Source organism: Leifsonia sp. AG29 (assembly GCF_009765225.1).
Lineage (GTDB): Bacteria > Actinomycetota > Actinomycetes > Actinomycetales > Microbacteriaceae > Leifsonia.
The window spans coordinates 564,991-580,161 of sequence record NZ_VMSF01000001.1 but is presented as its reverse complement, the minus strand read 5'-3'; the positions used below and the strand labels follow the sequence as shown (position 1 = coordinate 580,161).

Annotated in this window: 17 protein-coding genes; 3 read left to right on the top strand and 14 right to left on the bottom strand. The window is 71.1% G+C overall.

Annotated features, from left to right (window positions below; all coding sequences use genetic code 11):
* Nucleotides 1-108: 108 nt before the first annotated feature.
* From FPT20_RS02935 to FPT20_RS02895, 9 genes are all read right to left on the bottom strand, one after another.
* Nucleotides 109-1,347: an MFS transporter gene (locus tag FPT20_RS02935; RefSeq protein WP_158862395.1), complete on the bottom strand. Its 1,239-nt coding sequence runs from the start codon at nucleotides 1,345-1,347 to the stop codon at nucleotides 109-111.
* 67 nt (nucleotides 1,348-1,414) lie between these two features.
* A complete protein-coding gene (locus tag FPT20_RS02930) occupies nucleotides 1,415-1,879 on the bottom strand; it encodes a MarR family winged helix-turn-helix transcriptional regulator (RefSeq protein ID WP_158862393.1) in 465 nt (154 codons plus the stop codon).
* Between the two features lie 59 nt (nucleotides 1,880-1,938).
* The gene (locus FPT20_RS02925) at nucleotides 1,939-2,583 is read right to left on the bottom strand and encodes a class I SAM-dependent methyltransferase (protein WP_158862391.1); all 645 of its coding nucleotides are present in this window, start codon (nucleotides 2,581-2,583) and stop codon (nucleotides 1,939-1,941) included.
* Nucleotides 2,584-2,640: 57 nt separating this feature from the next.
* Nucleotides 2,641-2,784 carry a hypothetical protein gene (locus FPT20_RS02920; protein WP_158862389.1) on the bottom strand — a complete coding sequence of 48 codons (144 nt, stop codon included), beginning with the start codon at nucleotides 2,782-2,784 and terminating at the stop codon, nucleotides 2,641-2,643.
* Between the two features lie 233 nt (nucleotides 2,785-3,017).
* A complete protein-coding gene (gene rplL / locus FPT20_RS02915) occupies nucleotides 3,018-3,407 on the bottom strand; it encodes a 50S ribosomal protein L7/L12 (protein ID WP_158862383.1) in 390 nt (129 codons plus the stop codon).
* A gap of 53 nt (nucleotides 3,408-3,460) precedes the next feature.
* Nucleotides 3,461-3,976 (bottom strand): 50S ribosomal protein L10, encoded by a 516-nt coding sequence (gene rplJ, locus FPT20_RS02910; RefSeq protein ID WP_158862381.1) that lies wholly within the window; start codon nucleotides 3,974-3,976, stop codon nucleotides 3,461-3,463.
* Between the two features lie 243 nt (nucleotides 3,977-4,219).
* Nucleotides 4,220-4,993: an alpha/beta fold hydrolase gene (locus tag FPT20_RS02905; RefSeq protein ID WP_158862380.1), complete on the bottom strand. Its 774-nt coding sequence runs from the start codon at nucleotides 4,991-4,993 to the stop codon at nucleotides 4,220-4,222.
* Complete coding sequence (locus FPT20_RS02900) at nucleotides 4,990-6,546, bottom strand: sensor histidine kinase (RefSeq protein WP_233265368.1); 1,557 nt, start codon at nucleotides 6,544-6,546, stop codon at nucleotides 4,990-4,992. The genes FPT20_RS02905 and FPT20_RS02900 overlap by 4 nt, the downstream gene beginning before the upstream one ends.
* A complete protein-coding gene (locus FPT20_RS02895) occupies nucleotides 6,543-7,298 on the bottom strand; it encodes a response regulator transcription factor (RefSeq protein WP_325064800.1) in 756 nt (251 codons plus the stop codon). Before FPT20_RS02895 ends, FPT20_RS02900 begins: the two co-directional genes overlap by 4 nt.
* Nucleotides 7,299-7,533: 235 nt before the next feature.
* On the opposite strand from FPT20_RS02895, the gene FPT20_RS02890 reads away from it, so the two are divergent.
* On the top strand, nucleotides 7,534-9,102 hold the full coding sequence (locus FPT20_RS02890) for an ABC transporter permease (protein ID WP_158862375.1): 1,569 nt from the start codon (nucleotides 7,534-7,536) through the stop codon (nucleotides 9,100-9,102).
* Nucleotides 9,103-9,125: 23 nt separating this feature from the next.
* Nucleotides 9,126-9,797, top strand: a complete 672-nt coding sequence (locus tag FPT20_RS02885) for an ABC transporter ATP-binding protein (protein WP_158862373.1) — start codon at nucleotides 9,126-9,128, stop codon at nucleotides 9,795-9,797.
* Between the two features lie 137 nt (nucleotides 9,798-9,934).
* On the opposite strand, the gene FPT20_RS02880 is transcribed toward FPT20_RS02885, so the two are convergent.
* On the bottom strand, nucleotides 9,935-10,519 hold the full coding sequence (locus tag FPT20_RS02880; protein ID WP_233265367.1) for a pentapeptide repeat-containing protein: 585 nt from the start codon (nucleotides 10,517-10,519) through the stop codon (nucleotides 9,935-9,937).
* A gap of 53 nt (nucleotides 10,520-10,572) precedes the next feature.
* Here FPT20_RS02880 and FPT20_RS02875 point away from each other — a divergent pair, with 53 nt between their 5' ends.
* Entirely contained in the window at nucleotides 10,573-11,124 is a 552-nt protein-coding gene (locus FPT20_RS02875; protein WP_158862371.1) for an isochorismatase family protein, read from the top strand.
* 21 nt (nucleotides 11,125-11,145) lie between these two features.
* Here FPT20_RS02875 and FPT20_RS02870 read toward each other — a convergent pair whose 3' ends face one another.
* From FPT20_RS02870 to FPT20_RS02855, 4 genes are read right to left on the bottom strand one after another with little or no spacing between them, the layout of a single operon-like run.
* Nucleotides 11,146-12,210, bottom strand: a complete 1,065-nt coding sequence (locus tag FPT20_RS02870) for a sugar phosphate isomerase/epimerase family protein (protein ID WP_199245653.1) — start codon at nucleotides 12,208-12,210, stop codon at nucleotides 11,146-11,148.
* Nucleotides 12,207-13,301: a Gfo/Idh/MocA family protein gene (locus tag FPT20_RS02865; RefSeq protein ID WP_158862369.1), complete on the bottom strand. Its 1,095-nt coding sequence runs from the start codon at nucleotides 13,299-13,301 to the stop codon at nucleotides 12,207-12,209. The genes FPT20_RS02870 and FPT20_RS02865 overlap by 4 nt, the downstream gene beginning before the upstream one ends.
* On the bottom strand, nucleotides 13,298-14,395 hold the full coding sequence (locus FPT20_RS02860; RefSeq protein WP_158862367.1) for a Gfo/Idh/MocA family protein: 1,098 nt from the start codon (nucleotides 14,393-14,395) through the stop codon (nucleotides 13,298-13,300). The genes FPT20_RS02865 and FPT20_RS02860 overlap by 4 nt, the downstream gene beginning before the upstream one ends.
* Nucleotides 14,392-15,135 (bottom strand): sugar phosphate isomerase/epimerase family protein, encoded by a 744-nt coding sequence (locus FPT20_RS02855; RefSeq protein WP_442786469.1) that lies wholly within the window; start codon nucleotides 15,133-15,135, stop codon nucleotides 14,392-14,394. The genes FPT20_RS02860 and FPT20_RS02855 overlap by 4 nt, the downstream gene beginning before the upstream one ends.
* Between the last annotated feature and the right edge of the window lie 36 nt (nucleotides 15,136-15,171).

Sequence of the window (15,171 nt, the reverse complement as noted above, 5' to 3'; positions counted from 1 at the left end):
TTTCGGGTAGGCACGTCCGACGCCGATGCGACCGCCCGATCCGGTCCTGGACCGGCGGGGAAGAGCCGCTTCGCCTTCGGGCGGAGCGGCTCTTCTGCTCTCGTCCGCTCAGTCGGCGTCGGCCAGGCTGAGCACCTCCGCCTCCTGGACGGCGGTCTCCTGCGGCGCGTCGACCCGCTGGAGGTGCTTGCGGCCGAGCACGATCAGCGTTGCGGCGATCAGCACCGAGACGCCTCCCGCGAAGAACGGCGTGGCCGGGCTGATCGTGTCGGCGAGGAGGGTCGCCGCGGGCGGAGCGATGGCACCGCCGAGGAACCGCACGCCGGAGTAGGCGCTCGACGCCACCGAGCGCGGCAGATCCGTCGCCTCCATCACGCACTCGGTGAGCACGGTGTTCAGGATGCCGAGGAGCAGTCCGCCGACGACGACGGCGACGATGAGCGCGACGATCGAGCCGATGAGGAGGCCCGCGGCGATCAGGTCGAGGGCGAGCAGCGGCATGACGACCCACAGCACGCGGGTGCGCGGCATCCGCGCGGTGAGGAGGGGCGCAACCCAGACCGAGGTGATGGCGAGCGCGACTCCCCAGCCGAAGAAGATCAGGCCGAGGGTGAGGGCGTCCTCGACGCCGAGGCGGGCGAGCGCGAAGGGCGTGTAGGCGAGCAGCACGAAGAAGCCGATGTTGTAGAACAGGGCGGCGGCGGCCAGGAAGCCGAGCGCCGGTCGGGCGAGCGCTCGGAACGGGGCGGAGAGCTTCGTCGGGGTTGGCTTCTCGGGATTCTTCTTCAGCAGCACGACGATCGCGATGAAACCGATCGCCATGAGGGTCGCCGTCCCGAAGAACGGGCCGCGCCAGCTCCAGCTGCCGAGCAGGCCGCCGAGCAGCGGCCCGATCGCGATGCCGAGCCCGAGCGCCGCCTCGTAGAGGATGATCGCGGCGGACGTGCCTCCCGACGCCGCCCCCACGATCGTCGCGAGCGCGGTGGAGATGAAGAGGGCGTTGCCGAGCCCCCACCCCGCGCGGAACCCGATGATCGAGGGCACGTTCTGCGACAGCCCGGCGAGCAGCGCGAAGACCACGATGAGCGCGAGGCCGATGAGGAGCGTGCGCTTGGCGCCGATCCGGCTGGAGATCCAGCTGGTGAAGAACATGGCTACGCCGGTGATGAGGAGGTAGCTCGTGAAGAGCATCTCGGTCTCGGTCGGTGTCGCGTCGAGGCTGCGGGCGATTGCCGGGAGGATCGGATCGACGAGGCCGATGCCCATGAAGGCGATGACCGACGCGAAGGCGACGGCCCACACCGCGGTGGGCTGCTTGAGGATGCTGGTGGGGCGTTCGTGGGACATGGAGATGCGGTGGCTCCTGACGACTGGTGGGGCCTCCGGCGGGAGGCGGTGAGTGGGGAGGGACTGGTCAGCCGGCGGCGCCGGCGAGCGCGGGCCGCGAGAGGGCCTGCTCGGTGCGCGCGGCGATGATCTCGACGGTGCGGCTCATGGCCGCGAGCTCGTCGTCGCTGACATCGTCGAACATGGGTACGAGGGCCGCGGACAGCTCGTCGCGCCAGGCCTGGAGCGCCGCGGCGCCCTTCGCGGTGATGGCGATCTGCCAGGCGCGCGCGTCGTCGGTGTCGGCGATGCGCTTGACCCACTCGGCGTCGACCAGATTGCGGACGATCTTCGTCATGGTGGGCTGGGCCACCCGGCTGTGGGTCGCGAGCTCGCCGAGTCGCATGGCGCCCGTGCTCTGCAGGACGCTCAGCGTCCGCCAGGTGGCGGGCGACTCGGTGCTGCCGGTGACGCGGGCGGCGAGACGGGTGAGACGGTGAGCGGCCACCACGAGGTCGCCCAGAGTCGTACGGAGTTCAGTGATCTCGGGCATGCACCCATTATATATAGTTAGCCTATATAAATCAATCGGCGACGCGAGCGTCGGCCCGGTCACGCGCGCCGAGCGAGCACGTAGGCCTGCTCCGACTTCTCCGGAGGGACGGGCCGCCGCACGAGCTCCGCGAAGGCCTCGAACCCCGCGGCCGCCAGCCGTTCGCGCACGCGTTCCGGTCGCTGCCTCCGCGTGTCGAGGTCGACGTCGTGACCATAGGCGCGCGTCAGGTGGATGACCTCATCGCCCACCTGGAACGCGAGCAGCAGCCACCCGCCCGGCCGCACTACGCGTGCGAACTCCGCGAACAGCCCCGCTTGCCGCTCTTCCGGAGTGTGGATGATCGAGTACCAGCCGACGGCGCCGCCCAGCGAGCCATCGGCAAGGGGAAGGTCGGTCATCGAAGCGACACCGAACCGGATCCCCGGGTGGTCGCGACGGGCGACCTCGATCATCCCGGGCGAGAGGTCGATGCCGAAGACATCGAGGCCGAGCGTGGCGAGGTGTCCCGCGATCCGGCCGGGCCCGCAGCCGAGGTCGGCGACCGCTCCCCCGCCTCCTGCCAGAACGTGATGCGCGAAGGCGCCGAGCATGGCCTGGTCCTCCGCGCTCTCAGCCAGAAGGCCGCGCAGCAGGTCGGCGTAGTCCTCGGCGACGAGGTCGTATGCGGCTCGGGTCTGCGCGACATCCGCTGGTTCGATCACGGTCGGAGTCTAGACGGGAAGCGCCCCCGGCCGGTCGGCCGGGGGCGCTTCGGGGTGTCACCGCAGGTGCCTGGTGTGGAGCAGGAGCCTGCGGTGCGTATCCGGCGGGTGGCGGCCGTCGTCGACGGCCTCGCCGTGGAGCAAAGCGTGACCGAGGTCACGCAGGGCGGCGCGGATATCGCGCCAGGTGCTGGTACTCATCGTTGATCTCTTCCGGTTGTGCGTCCTTGCACACCGATGCACGCGGGCGGGCGTGATCGGACGCGGTGGATGGATGAGCATCCGCGCCCGCACGTCGCTTAAACGCACGGAGGGCGTCGCCCCGCAGCGGGGGCGACGCCCTCCACAACGCGGACACTCTCTAGGGAGGAGTCCGCGTCGCGATCAGACGAGCCTGTCAGCTCGTCAGCGATGGGTGCCCTTGCGGGCCCGGATCACTTGAGGGTGACGGTGGCGCCAGCCTCTTCGAGCTGGGCCTTCGCCTTGTCGGCGGTCTCCTTGTTGGCGCCCTCGATGACGGTGCTCGGAGCACCGTCGACGAGAGCCTTCGCCTCACCGAGGCCGAGGCTGGTGAGGGCGCGCACCTCCTTGATGACCTGGATCTTCTTGTCACCGGCGGCCTCGAGGACGACGTCGAACGAGTCCTTCTCCTCGACCTCTTCGGCGGCGGCACCCGCACCACCGGCGGCCGGGGCGGCCACGGCGACGGGGGCGGCGGCGGTGACCTCGAAGGTCTCCTCGAACGCCTTGACGAACTCGCTGAGCTCGATCAGGGTGAGCTCCTTGAACGCGTCGAGCAGCTCCTCAGTCGACAGCTTTGCCATTGTTCTCTCCTTAGTGTGTGTGGTTACTCACCGCTGGCCCGGTCCTTGCGGACTCAGGCAGCGGACTCCTGCTTCTCACGCAGCGCGTCGACCGTGCGAACGGCCTTCGACAGCGGTGCGTTGAACAGATATGCGGCTCCGAACAGCGAGGCCTTGAAGGCGCCGGCCAGCTTGGCCAGCAGAACCTCACGGGACTCGAGGTCGGCGAGCTTGCCTACCTCTTCTGCGGTCAGGGCGTTACCGTCGAAGTAACCGCCCTTGACCACCAGCAGAGGGTTTGCCTTGGCGAAGTCACGCAGCGACTTCGCGACGGCGACCGGGTCACCGTGCACGAAGGCGATCGCGGACGGCCCCACGAGCTCCTCGTCGAACGACGAGATTCCCGAGTTGTTGGCCGCGATCTTGGTCAGCGTGTTCTTCACCACGGCGTAGGTCGCGTGCTCACTGATGGACTTGCGCAGCGTCTTGAGCTGAGCGACAGTGAGCCCGCGGTACTCGGTCAGCAGAACGGCGGTCGAGTTCGTGAACAGGGTCTCGAGCTCGGCGACCGTGGCTTCCTTGTTCGCCATGGCTACTCCTCAATCTTCTTGTCGCACACCGCGGGAGCGGTGTGCGCCTCGACCGCGGGAAAAGAAAAAAGCTCCGGCGCAGAGGCACGGAGCTGGCGACGCGGAACCTGGAACAGGGACCGCGGAGTTCACTTCATACACCTGCGCGGGCCCCCACCGGAGTGGGACTTCGATCGTGCGAGCACGACGACCAGCGGTCTTTGGCTTCGTCAAGGGTACGGGACGCGCGCCCCTCCGCGCAAATCAAGGGTTCCGTCGAAGGAACGCGCCGACGTCCCAGCCGAAGCGGGGGTGGAACGGGACCCCGGCGTGCGACCGTCCCGGGTAGACGATGTGCGCGGCAGCGGGGAGGGCCCGGACGGTGTCGCGGGCCACGGTCAGCGGGTAGAAGAGGTCGCGCCCTCCCGATACGACGAGGACCGGGGCGGACACGCGGTGAAGCCGATCGCGGACGTCGTAGCCGTCCTCGGCCTCCACCAGCATCCGGACGGCCTCCGGATCCGTCGGGCCGGGGAGGATCCGGGTCAGGAGGCGGACGGCGGGCGCGAGGAGCGGCGAATCCATCGTCGCGAGAGCGAACTCGCTCGCCGCCTCCCGACGGCCCGTCGCGAGAAGGTCGGCGTACCGCCGCTGCAGGGCGCGTCCCTCCGTTCCGAGGGTCGCGGCGCCCGCGGCCACGACGAGCGCCCCGACGAGCCCCGGGTGGTCGGAGGCCAGCTGCAAGGCGATGCTGGCCCCGGTGGACACGCCCATCACGGCGACGGGGCCGGCGAACCTGCGCCGGAGGACCTCGGCGTAGACGGCTGCGACGTCGGCCATCCCCATCCCGCTCGTCAACCGGTCCGGACGCCCGACGGCGTGCACGCGGTGCGACCGGGAGGCGCCCCGGAGGATCACGCGCTCGGTCACCGCGTCAAGCCCGCGCGCCCGGCCGGGATCGGAGGGCAGCCCGCGGAGGTACACGAGCGGCGGCGAGGCGGGATCGCCGTAGGCGACGGTGTGCAGCACCGTCGTCATCCGGACTCCGCCAGCGGGAGGCGCACGGTGAAGACGGTGTCACCGGGCACGCTCGTGACGCCGACCGTGCCGCCGTGCGCCTCCACCACCGCCTGCACGATGGCGAGTCCGAGCCCGGTCGACCCGGTCGCCCGGTTGCGCGAGCTGTCGCCGCGGGCGAACCGCTCGAAGAGCGTCGACTCGAGGCCCTCCGGGATGCCGGGTCCGTCGTCTGCGACCGTGATCACGGCCTCACGCGCCTCGGGGTCGACGGCGAGCGCGGCCGTGACCTTGGTCCCCTCGGGGGTGTGCACCCGCGCGTTGGCGAGGAGGTTCATCACGACCTGGTGGAGCCTCGGGGCGTCGCCGAGCACCTCCACCGGCTCCTCCGGGAGGTCGATCGCCCACTCGTGCCCGGGCCCGGCGGCGTGCGCGTCGCTGACGGCGTCGATCAGCAGCAGGGACAGGTCGACCGGGTCGTGATCGAGCTCGCGGCCCTCGTCGAGCCGGGCGAGGAGGAGCAGATCCTCGACGAGCGAGGTCATCCGGGTGGCCTCCGACTCGATCCGCCCCACCGATCGGGTGACGTCGGCGGGCAGCTCGTGGGGCGACCGCCGGGTCAGCTCGGCATAGCCGCGGATGGAGGCGAGCGGCGTGCGGAGCTCGTGGCTCGCGTCGGCGACGAACTGGCGCACCTTCTGCTCGCTCGCCTGGCGCGCGGTCAGAGCGGAGGCGACGTGCTCGAGCATGCGGTTGAGCGCGGACCCGACGAGGCCGACCTCGGTGTGCGGGTCGGTGTCCTCCTCGGGGACGCGGACGGAGAGCGCGACGTCTCCGCGGTCGAGGGGCATGTGTGCCACCTGCTCGGCCGTCCCCGCGACGCGCTCGAGCGGCCTGAGCGCCAGCCGGACGACGAGGTTCGCGAGGAGGAACGCGAAGACGAGTCCCGCGAGCGTCACCAGCGCGATCACGAGGGTCAGCTGGTTCATCGTCGCCTGGACGTCGCTGAGGGGCAGCCCGATGATGACGCTGTCGCCGTTGTCGAGCGTGGCGGCCGCGATCCGGTACGACCCGAGGGCCGACCCGAGGTCGACCGTGCGGGGCTTGCCGTCCGAGGGCACGGTCAGGAGGGCGAGGCCGTTGATCGCGACCTGCTGCGGGCCGAGCGGCTGGTCGCCTTCGCTGCCCCGCGGGTGATCGGAGAGCACCACGGGCGGGAAGAGCAGACCTCCGTTGGCGCTGCGCACCGCACCGAGCGTCCCGGTCGGCTGGCCGGGCGTCTGGACGACGCCCTGCGTCTCGGGGCTGGTCGGCCCTCCCCCGTTGATCCGGTCGGCCGCGTGCTGGCCGCGGACGAGCGCGCTGGTGAGCTGGGCGTCCAGCCGTTCCATCAGGGAGCTCTGGAGCGCGAACACGCTCACCGTGCCGATGACGGCGCCGAGCACGGCGAGCATGGCGACGACGACGAGGACGACGCGGCTTCGGATCGTCCACGACCGGACGGGGCGGACGAACGGAGGCCACCGGCGCTTCCGGCCGGCCGTCGGAGCGCCCGCATCGCGGGCTGCGGTCACTGCGCCGCCTTCACCATGTAGCCCGCACCGCGGACCGTGTGGATCATCGGCGGCCGGCCGGCGTCGATCTTCTTGCGCAGGTAGGAGATGTAGAGCTCGACGACGCTCGACGAGCCGCCGAAGTCGTAGCTCCACACCCGGTCGAGGATCTGCGCCTTGCTGAGAACGCGGCGCGGGTTCCGCATCAGGAATCGGAGGAGCTCGAACTCGGTGGCGGTCAGCTGGATCTGCTCGCCTCCGCGGTGGACCTCGTAGCTGTCCTCGTCGAGCACGAGATCGCCGACGATGAGCACCGGGTCCTCCTGGTCCGCGACGGCCGCGCGTGAGCGGCGGAGCAGCCCGCGGAGGCGCGCGACCAGCTCCTCCAGGCTGAACGGCTTGGTGACGTAGTCGTCGCCGCCCGCGGTCAGCCCGGCGATGCGGTCGTCGAGCGAGTCCTTCGCGGTGAGGAACAGCACCGGGGCCTCGTTGCCGTCCGCCCGCATCCGCGAGAGCACCTGGAGCCCGTCGATGTCGGGCAGCATGATGTCGAGCACCACGACGTCGGGCTTGAACTCGCGGGACAGCTGCAGCGCCTGCTGGCCGTTCGAGGCGGTCTTCACGTCCCAGTCCTCGTAGTGCAGCGCCATGGCGAGCAGGTCGGTCAGCGTGGCCTCGTCGTCGACGACGAGCACGCGGATCGAGGTGCCGTCGGCGCGGCGCAGCAGGGAACGGGGCTGGGTGGAGGCGCCGGTCGCGGCTCGGGTGTTCATCGTCACCTTTCTCATTATGCGGAGGGCGTTGCGTGCTGACTTTGCGGAACCTATGAAGTATCTGAGCGCTACCGATCAGCGTGGGGGCGAACACGAGGTGGTTCCCGCTGTCTGTGATCTCCCTCCGGAACCAGGGCCGCCGCACGGCTGATCCATAGGCACGCCATAGTCGCCTGCGAACGCCGGTCCTTAACCTCCCGCAAAGAGTTCGTCCGATCTCACAGTTTGGAAGCCAATGTTCGGGACCTATCTGCGGCGGGAATTGCTCGGCCGCCGCAAACAGACGATCATCATCGCGATCGGCATGGCGCTCGCGATCGCCCTCGTCATCATCGTGAACGCGGTCTCGGCCGGCGTGAAGCAGGCGCAGGAGAGCGTTCTGCAGTCGGTCTACGGCGTCGGGACCGACATCACGGTGACCGAGCCGGCCACCGCCCAGGGCGCCGGCGCGCTGCAGGGGCAGGGAGGCGGTCCCCGGTTCGACTTCGGCGCGGGCGCGGGCTCGGACACCGGCACCGGGAGGCAGATCAACACCTCGCGCCTCCAGCCGACGCGCGGGGCGACGGTGATGGACGCCTCCACGCTGTCGGCCACCAAGAAGGTCGCGCACGTGCAGTCGGCGGCGGGCGTGCTGTCGCTGACGAACACGAGCTTCAGCGGAACGCTCCCCAACTTCCAGCAGCTGCGGCAGCAGCGTCAGGCCGCCCAGTCTGGTGCCGTGCCGACGCCGGCCCCGACAGGCGGGGCGGACGGCGCGGGCGGCAGCTCCTTCACGGTCGACGCCTTCTCGGTGCTCGGCGTCGACCCCGCCGGGCAGTCCGTCGGGCCGCTCGCCTCGGTCACCCTCACGAGCGGGCGCGGGCTGACCGCCGCGGACACCGGCAAGGACGTCGTCGTCCTCGACGCCGCCTACGCGAAGACCGCGAGCAAGGCCGTCGGCGACACCCTCACCGTCGGCGGGACCGACTTCACGGTGGTGGGCGTCGTCGCCGCCACCGGGTCGGACTCGACCACCGCCTCCAACGCTTACATCCCGCTCGATGTCGCACAGAAGCTCTCCGGCCAGACGGGGAAGATCTCCGCCGTCTACGTGAAGGCCGCGTCGGCCGACGACATCGACCAGGTCAAGTCGGCGCTCACGAAGGCGGTGCCCGGCGCGACCGTGAGCACCCAGGCCGATCTCGCCTCCACCGTGTCCGGCTCCCTCGGCTCGGCCGGCCAGCTGGTCGGCAACCTCGGCACGTGGCTCTCGGTCATCGTGCTCGCGGCCGCCTTCCTCATCGCGATCCTGTTCACCATCTCCGGCGTCACCCGGCGCACCCGCGAGTTCGGCACCCTCAAGGCGATCGGCTGGACCAACCGGCGCATCGTCGGCCAGGTCGCCGGCGAATCGGTCGTCCAGGGCGTCATCGGCGGCGTGATCGGCGTCGCCCTCGGACTCCTCGGGGTCTTCGTCGTCAACGCCCTCGCGCCCACCCTGACCGGCAGCATCGGAAACGGCTTCGCCACTGCTGCCGGCCGGCGCGCGGGTGCCGGGAACGGCGGCGGGTTCGGTGGAGGCGCGGGCTTCGGCGGAGGCGCCGGGAACGGAGGCGCCGCGAGCGGAGGCGGCGCCGGCCCGTTCAGCGCGCTGCGCCGGGCGGCCACCACCTCCACCGAGGTCGCCCTGCACGCCCCCGTGACCTTCTGGATCATCGTGGGCGCGGTCGGCCTCGCGGTGCTCGGCGGCCTGCTCGCCGGCGCCATCGGCGGCTGGCGCGCCTCCCGTCTCCGTCCGGCGGCCGCGCTGCGGTCGGTGGCCTGAACCGACCCCACCAGGAGCAGAACATGTACACCCTCGCCAACGTCACGAAGACGTACACGCAGTCGAAGCGCCAGGTCGTCGCCCTCAACGACGTCACGCTCACCATCCCGGACGGGCAGCTGGTCGCCATCCAGGGGCCGACGGGAGGCGGGAAGTCGACGCTCCTCCAGATGCTCGGCGCGCTCGACCGCCCCAGCTCGGGGTCGGTCGAGCTCGGCGACGCCAGCCTGTCGCAGCTGCGCGACTCGAAGCTCGCCCGCATCCGGGCGGAGGAGATCGGCTTCGTCTTCCAGGGCTTCAACCTCATCCCCACGCTGACAGCGCAGGAGAACGTCGAGACGGCGCTGGCCCCGCTCGGCGTGACGGCCGCTGAGCGCAGGCGCCGGGCCGCGGAGGCGCTGGCCTCGGTCGGACTCGCCGACCGGGCGAATCACCTCCCCTCGGAGCTCTCGGGAGGCCAGCAGCAGCGTGTCGCGATCGCGCGCGCCCTCGTGAAGGACCCCGACGTGCTCCTCGCCGACGAGCCGACGGGCAACCTCGACGAGGAGACCCGCGACGAGATCATGGAGCTGCTCGAGGGCCTCTGGCGCGACCGCGGGCTCACCGTGATCATCGTGACCCACGACAGTGCGGTCGCGAAGCGAGCCCAGCGCCGCCTCCACATCAAGCACGGGCAGCTGCGCGAAGTGGCCTGACGCGGCACGGCGCGCCGGTCCTGCCCGCTTCGCTCCTGTCCGCGGCGGCTAAGGGAGGGGATCCGGAGTCGACACGCTCCGGATCCCCTCCCTTGCCCGCTCGTCAACGGTGTGTCGCGATATGCGTCCTCCGTTGCCTACCGCGCCGGCACGACGACCACCCCGAGCGCCTCGGCGAGGACAACGGCCTGGCGCTCGTCGATGATCGCACCCCGCAGCACGAGGTCTGCGGGCTCGATGCCCGTCAGATCGCTCCCGACGAGGGAGGCTCCGCTGAAGTCCGCGCCGACCAGGGCGGCGGCCGAGAGGTCGCAGCCCTCGAACCGCGCCTCCCGGCATTTTGCCCGCGAGAGGTCGGCCTCCCGGAGCCGCACCCCCTCGAACGCCGCGCCGCGCAGTTCGGCACGCGCGAGCGAGACGAACGACCAATTGCCTCCCTCCACCTTCAGCAGCGCGAACTCGCACGCCGTGAAGACGCTTCCCGTCAGCTTGCAGCGGCGGAAGGCCGCGTCGAAGAAGTTGCAGCGCTCGAACCGGCAGTTCACGAAGGCCGAGTCGCTGTGCTCGCTGACGTTGAACCGCACCTTCCGGAAGACGCAGTCGGTGAAGGCCGCGCCGGTGCTGCGCAGCTCGGTCATATCGACGTCGTCGAACACGGCACCGGTGAACTCCGCCCCCTCCAGCTCGCGCCCGTACCAGTCCTCGCCCCGGATCGTCTCCACGCGCAGAGCCTAGCCGCGGCGAGTACCATCGCTGTGACGAGAGGGGCGGGACGATGACGACTCTGGAGGGGCGCGACGGCACGGCACTGCTGGTGATCGACGTGCAGAACGGCGTGATCGGAGGCGCGCACCGTCGCGACGAGGTCGTCGGCACGATCCGGGAGCTGGTCGACCGCGCGCGCAGCGAGCAGGTTCCGGTGGTCTGGGTCCAGCACTCGGACGAGCACCTCGCCGTCGACAGCGAGGAGTGGCGGATCGTGCCGGAGCTCGAGCCCGCCGCGTCCGAGCCGCTCGTGCCGAAGAACTACCCGGACGCCTTCGAGGCGACGGACCTCGAGGCCGTGCTCGCCGACCTGGGGGCGGCCCGGATCGTCGTCACGGGGTCGCAGACCGACGAGTGCATCCGGTCGACCATCCACGGCGGACTGACGCGCGGCTACGACGTGACCCTGGTCGGCGACGCGCACACCACCGAGGACCTCAGCCCGTGGGGCGCACCCTCCCCCGACCTGATGATCGCCCACACCAATCTGTACTGGGCGAACCACCGGGCTCCGGGCCGCACGGCCGAGGTCGTCGACGCCTCCGCCGTCCGCTTCGAGTGATCGGCGCGCGGCGGGCGGCCGTCAGTCCTGGTTGCTGAAGGCCGCGTCGAAGGAGGCCGTCGGCTGCTTCCAGAGGAGCGACCGGATGTACCCGACCGCCTCCTTCGCGCCGTGCAGGCGGTCCATCCCGGCGTCCTCCCACTCGATCGAGATGGGGCCGCCGTAGCCGATCGACTCGAGCGCGCGGAAGGCGTCCTCCCAGGGCACGTCGCCGTGCCCGGTCGACACGAAGTCCCAGCCGCGGCGCGGGTCGCCCCACGGGAGGTGCGAGCCGAGCACACCGGCGCGCCCGTTCTTCGGCCGCAGACGGGTGTCCTTGCAGTCGACGTGGTAGATGCGGTCCGCGAAGTCGACGATGAACCCGACCGGGTCGATGTCCTGCCACATCATGTGCGACGGGTCCCAGTTGAAGCCGAACGCCTCGCGGTGGTCGATCGCCTCGAGGGTGCGCACGCTCGTCCAGTAGTCGTAGGCGATCTCGGACGGGTGAACCTCGTGCGCGAAGCGGACCCCCTCGCCGTCGAACACGTCGAGGATCGGGTTCCAGCGGTCGGCGAAGTCCTGGTAGCCGGCGTCGATGACGGAGGCGGGCACCGGCGGGAACTGGGCCACGTACGGCCAGATGCTCGACCCGGTGAACCCGACGACCGTGTCGACGCCGAGCTTGCGCGCGACCTTGGCGGTGAGCTTGAGCTCCTCCGCCGCACGCTGCCGCACCCCCTCCGGGTCGCCGTCGCCCCACACCTTCGACCCGACGATCGCCTGGTGGCGGAAGTCGATCGGGTCGTCGCACACCGCCTGGCCCTTCAGGTGGTTCGAGATCGCCCAGACCTTGAGCCCGTACCGGTCGAGGATATCGAGCCGGCCCTGGAGGTAGGCGTCGTCCTCCGCAGCCCGCCACACATCGAGGTGCTCGCCCGAGCAGGCGATCTCGAGGCCGTCGTAGCCCCACTCGGAGGCGTGCTTCGCCACCTCCTCCAGGGTCAGGTCCGCCCACTGGCCGGTGAAGAGGGTCACGGGGTGGGTGCGGCCCGACTCGGTGCCGCCCGACTCGGCGCCCGCGGCGGTGGTCTGTGCGTCCGTCATGCGTTCTGTTCCAATCCGATCCAGGTGCCAGACTCGGCCGAGTCGATCACCGCGTCCGTGATGCGGACGGCCCGCAGGCCGTCGGTGAAGCGGGGCAGGCCGTCGGGCTCCTCGCCCGCGACGGCCGCGTACGTGTCGGCGACGAAGGCGGCGAACGCCTCCTGGTAGCCCTGCGGGTGCCCCGACGGCACGACGCAGAGGCGCGCGGCGTCCTCGCTGAGCTGATCGGCGTCGCGCGGTACGAGGAGGCTCCCCCGCCGCCGGCCGACCCAGAGCGTCTCGGGCTGCTCCTGATCGAACCCGACGCTCTCCTCGCTGCCCGCGATCTCGAGCAGGAGGCGGTTCTTGCGCCCGGGCGCCACCTGCGATACCAGCAGGGTCCCGATCGCTCCCGCGGCGGTCTCGATGACCACGGCGACGGCGTCCTCCGTGGTGATCGAGGAGTGCGCCGCGCGCTCGGTGAATACTGTCTTCTTCGTCGCCGACACCCGCGTGACGCGGTCGCCGGTCACGAACTCGACGAGGTCGACGAGGTGCGAGCCGATGTCCGCGAACGCGCGGGACCGGCCTCCCTGAGCCGAGTCGACGCGCCAGTTGTCGTCACCGGAGGCGAGCAACCAGTCCTGGAGGTACGACGCGCTCACCGTGAGCACACGGCCGGCCGCGCCGGACGCGAAGCGCGCCCGCGCCTCGCGCACCATCGGATGGAACCGGTACACGAACGGCACCGTGGCCGTGCGGCCCCGGGCTGCGGCGACGAGCGCCTCGGCGTCGGCCGTGGTCGTCGCGAGCGGCTTCTCGCAGACGACGTGCTTGCCGGCCGCGAGCACTGCGGAGGCCTGCTCGGCGTGGAGCGCGTTCGGCGTGGTGACGTGCACGACGTCGATCGAGTCGTCGGCGAGCAGCTCGTCGAGGGAGGCGTAGGCGCGCCCGATGCCGAGACGCTCGGCGGCAGCGGCCGAGCGCTCCGGCGTCGACGACACGATGCCGGCGAGCTCGGCCCGGGCGGCACGGGCCGCCCGGGAGTGGACCTCGGCCATGAACCCGCCGCCCACGACGGCTGCGCGCAGGCGTGAACCGGCGGTGCTCATGCCAGGGTCGCGGCGCGCGGATCCCAGTCCTCGGGGAGGGCCGGGGCGATCTCCACCGAGCTCCGCACCTCCACGGGGGAACCAGACTCGCCCGCCTCGATCGTCGAGATCATGACATCGAGCACGTGGTACGCCTGCTCGCCGGAGGCCCGCTCGGGGACGCCGGCGCGGATGGCGCGAGCCAGCTCGACGACGCCGATGCCGCGCGTGCTCGTCGTCCCCGTGGACGGCAGCGTGTCGATGCCGTCGGGGCCGTGGAGGAGCAGGTCGCCCTCGAACGTGTTGGGGTCGGGGACGACGACGGTGGCGTCGAGGCCAGCGACCTCGAACTGCGTGCGCTTGAGGTGCGAGTCGAAGCTGAACACCGACTGGGCCGTCTGGCCGCTCTCGAACTCGTAGAGGGCGCTGACGTGCGTGGGGACCGTGACCGAGAACTCCTCGCCCGCGCGCGGGCCGGAGCCCACCACGCGCGTCTCCCGCGCCTTCGAGACCACGGCGCTGACCCGGCGGACCGGGCCGAAGAGCTGCACCAGCGCGGTCAGGTAGTACGGGCCGATGTCGAACAGCGGGCCCGCCCCCTCCTGGAACAGGAAGTCGGGGTTCGGGTGCCAGGACTCGGGGCCGGGTCCCTGCATGAGGGTGAGGGCGGACAGCGGTGCGCCGATGCCGCCGCTCTCGAGCAGCCGCCGCGCGGACTGGATGCCCGCGCCGAGGAAGGTGTCGGGAGCCGTGGCCACCCGGAGGCCCTTCGCCTGCGCCGTCTCGAGCAGCTCGCGGCCGCTCGCGCGGTCCAGGGCGAACGGCTTCTCGCTCCAGACGTGCTTGCCCGCGGCGAGCGCCTGCAGCGCGACCTCGACGTGCACCTTGGGGATCGTCAGGTTGACGACGATCTCGACGGTGTCGTCGGCGAGCAGCTCCTCCACGGTGCCCGAGCCCGGGACGCCGTACTTCTCGGCCTGCGCCTTTGCGCGGTCGAGGTCGATGTCGGCGACGAACCGGACCTCCAGGTCGGGGAACGACGTCAGGTTGCCCAGGTACTCCTTGCTGATGACGCCGGCGCCGATGACGCCGACGCCCACGCGGCCGCCGCTCATGCGAGGCCCTTGGCGGTGAGGAAGGCGAACGAGTCGGCGACGGCCTGGAACCGGTCGCCGCGCGAGTCGTCGAGCTCGATGACCCGGAGCGCATCCGGCGCCGCCGCGATGATCTGCTCGACCGGGAGGGAGCCCTGGCCGACCGCGACCTGGTCCTTCGTCTCGGTGGTGCCGGGGCCGTCCTTGATGTGGAGGGCGACGACGCGGTCGCCGAGCTTCGGCAGGAGTTCCACGGGGTCGACGCCGCCGACGGTCACCCAGTAGGTGTCGACCTCGAGCACGACCTCCGGTGCCAGGCGGCCGGCGAAGAACTCGAGCGCGGTCACGCCGTCGATCGTGCTCTCCAGCTCGTGGGCGTGGTTGTGGTAGCCGACGCGCACGCCGTGCTTCGCCGCGACCTCGGCGGCCTCGTTGAGCTGCCGGGCGATCGCGGCGACGTCGTCCGCGGTCTGCCAGCGCTCGGGCGCGACGTACGGGTCGATGACGGTCTCGACGCCGAGCTCCTTGGCGGCGGCGAACACCTCGTCGAGGTCGCCGCCGATGAAGCCCTGGTGGGTGGTCGGCGCGGAGAGGCCCGCACGGCTCAGCCCATCGCGGAGCTTCTCACCGAAGGACAGGAAGGCGAAGGGCTCGACCTGGGTGAAGCCGATCTCGGCGAGGCGCTCGAGCGTCCCGGCCGTGTCCTCCGTCAGGAGCTCGCGGACCGTGTACAGCTGCACGGAGAGTTTGGACGTCGACACAGTTCTCCTCGTCGAGTTGGTTGGGACCGGGGTCGC

Excerpts from the sequence above, each read along its gene's own strand:
- FPT20_RS02935 (WP_158862395.1), bottom strand. The coding sequence starts at position 1,347 with ATGTCCCACGAACGCCCCACCAGCATCCTCAAGCAGCCCACCGCGGTG.
- FPT20_RS02930 (WP_158862393.1), bottom strand. The coding sequence starts at position 1,879 with ATGCCCGAGATCACTGAACTCCGTACGACTCTGGGCGACCTCGTGGTG.
- FPT20_RS02920 (WP_158862389.1), bottom strand. The coding sequence starts at position 2,784 with ATGAGTACCAGCACCTGGCGCGATATCCGCGCCGCCCTGCGTGACCTC.
- rplL (WP_158862383.1), bottom strand. The coding sequence starts at position 3,407 with ATGGCAAAGCTGTCGACTGAGGAGCTGCTCGACGCGTTCAAGGAGCTC.
- rplJ (WP_158862381.1), bottom strand. The coding sequence starts at position 3,976 with ATGGCGAACAAGGAAGCCACGGTCGCCGAGCTCGAGACCCTGTTCACG.
- FPT20_RS02905 (WP_158862380.1), bottom strand. The coding sequence starts at position 4,993 with ATGACGACGGTGCTGCACACCGTCGCCTACGGCGATCCCGCCTCGCCG.
- FPT20_RS02895 (WP_325064800.1), bottom strand. The coding sequence starts at position 7,298 with ATGAACACCCGAGCCGCGACCGGCGCCTCCACCCAGCCCCGTTCCCTG.
- FPT20_RS02890 (WP_158862375.1), top strand. The coding sequence starts at position 7,534 with ATGTTCGGGACCTATCTGCGGCGGGAATTGCTCGGCCGCCGCAAACAG.
- FPT20_RS02885 (WP_158862373.1), top strand. The coding sequence starts at position 9,126 with ATGTACACCCTCGCCAACGTCACGAAGACGTACACGCAGTCGAAGCGC.
- FPT20_RS02875 (WP_158862371.1), top strand. The coding sequence starts at position 10,573 with ATGACGACTCTGGAGGGGCGCGACGGCACGGCACTGCTGGTGATCGAC.
- FPT20_RS02870 (WP_199245653.1), bottom strand. The coding sequence starts at position 12,210 with ATGACGGACGCACAGACCACCGCCGCGGGCGCCGAGTCGGGCGGCACC.
- FPT20_RS02865 (WP_158862369.1), bottom strand. The coding sequence starts at position 13,301 with ATGAGCACCGCCGGTTCACGCCTGCGCGCAGCCGTCGTGGGCGGCGGG.
- FPT20_RS02860 (WP_158862367.1), bottom strand. The coding sequence starts at position 14,395 with ATGAGCGGCGGCCGCGTGGGCGTCGGCGTCATCGGCGCCGGCGTCATC.